Raw genomic sequence first — 1,346 nt, 5'->3', positions numbered from 1 at the left:
CGTACCACCACCAGTCGGCGCGCTCGCCGGTGGGTCCGGGGGGGCCGGCGGGGCCGCGGGCATGTTCTTCGGCCACGGCGGCAGCGGCGGGTCCGGCGGATTCGGCGGCACCGCCGGGGCCGGCGGAGCCGGCGGCAACGCCGGCCAGTACTTCGGCACCGGCGGGGCCGGCGGCGCCGGTGGATCGGGCGCGACCACCGGGGGCGTTGGCGGGGCCGGTGGCAACGCGGGTGCGATCTTCGGCTTGGGCGGGGCCGGTGGGGCCGGCGGGGCCAGCGGGGACTTCACCGGCGGCGTCACTACCGGCGGGGTGGGCGGGTCCGGCGGCAAGGCCGGATTCATCGGCAACGGCGGTGACGGCGGCGCCGGCGGGGCCAGCACCACCACGGGCGTCGGCAGCAAAGGCGGTGACGGCGGCATCGGCGGAAACGCCTTTGTGATCGGCGATGGCGGCAACGGCGGCAACGCCGGAATCGGCCTGGCTGTGGGTAGCCCGGGCGCCGGCGGCACCGCCGGGCTGCTGCTCGGCAATGACGGCCTGATGGGAAAGACGTAGCCGGTGGGCCCTGGGGCGCTCGCCGGCTTCGGGGTGGGTTGCCCTCATTCACGTTTGTCGACCCACGCGGAGCGCTGTCCCGCATCGGATTGCTGTGGTGACGAAGACCAGCAGACCAGCCCGGCCGTCGATGGCCTCGACCACCACGCCCAGCACCGCCAGCCCACCGCCGTCGTCGTCGTCGACGTCCCCACCGGTGCCACCGTGGCGCCGGCCCTGCCTGCAAAGAATCGGCGCGGGACGCGTCGGCCGCTCCTTCTCGTCGCAAAGGTCAGCCAACAAATACTCCGAGCGCCGGAGAAATTCACCGACCTTACGGGTGATGCGACATCATCGAGCCACGACGGTCTCGAATCTGACAAGCGCGAAGACCTGCGGTGGTTTCGGCTCACTGCGTAGTCCCAGGCCGATGTGTCTCGTTTGTCGTCTCACCTTGCGTGTCTCAAATTCTCTCTGCAGTTCGGACCGCCACCGCCCGCCGCACCCGGGTAGCCAAGGCGAGACGGCCGGGCAAGGGGTCGATCGGCTGCCCACACGGGAAACGCTCGCCGAGGATCAAATCGGGCTCGGCCAACCCCGCGCCGAAGCTTGGTCAACATCCCTGCCCGGCTGACCCGCCCGCAAGGCAAACCACACCTGCACCTGCCCAGCCACTGGCCCTGGGAGCCAGCCTGGCTTGCACTGTGGCACAAAACAATCGGTCACACATCCACCGCTTGACCAACGCCACCCGACCCGACGACTAGGACCCCAACAGGAAAAGCTGGGCAGACCAGCGGAATAGTCAAAC

Annotated in this window: 1 protein-coding gene and 2 pseudogenes; 2 read left to right on the top strand and 1 reads right to left on the bottom strand. The window is 70.6% G+C overall.

The features are described from left to right. A pseudogene (locus F0Q45_RS28245) lies at positions 1-556 on the top strand (PE family protein); the annotation flags it as partial. 48 nt (positions 557-604) lie between these two features. On the opposite strand, the gene F0Q45_RS26015 reads toward F0Q45_RS28245, so the two are convergent. After that, the gene (locus F0Q45_RS26015) at positions 605-835 is read right to left on the bottom strand and encodes a hypothetical protein (RefSeq protein WP_149656593.1); all 231 of its coding nucleotides are present in this window, start codon (positions 833-835) and stop codon (positions 605-607) included. 294 nt (positions 836-1,129) lie between these two features. Here F0Q45_RS26015 and F0Q45_RS29770 point away from each other — a divergent pair. Further along, positions 1,130-1,276, top strand: a pseudogene (locus F0Q45_RS29770) (IS1380 family transposase); the annotation flags it as partial. Positions 1,277-1,346: the final 70 nt, after the last annotated feature.

The sequence above is a fragment of the Mycobacterium simiae genome, assembly GCF_008370645.1.
Lineage (GTDB): Bacteria > Actinomycetota > Actinomycetes > Mycobacteriales > Mycobacteriaceae > Mycobacterium > Mycobacterium simiae_A.
Note: the sequence above shows the minus strand (reverse complement) of the source record. Positions and strands in the feature narration are given on the sequence as shown.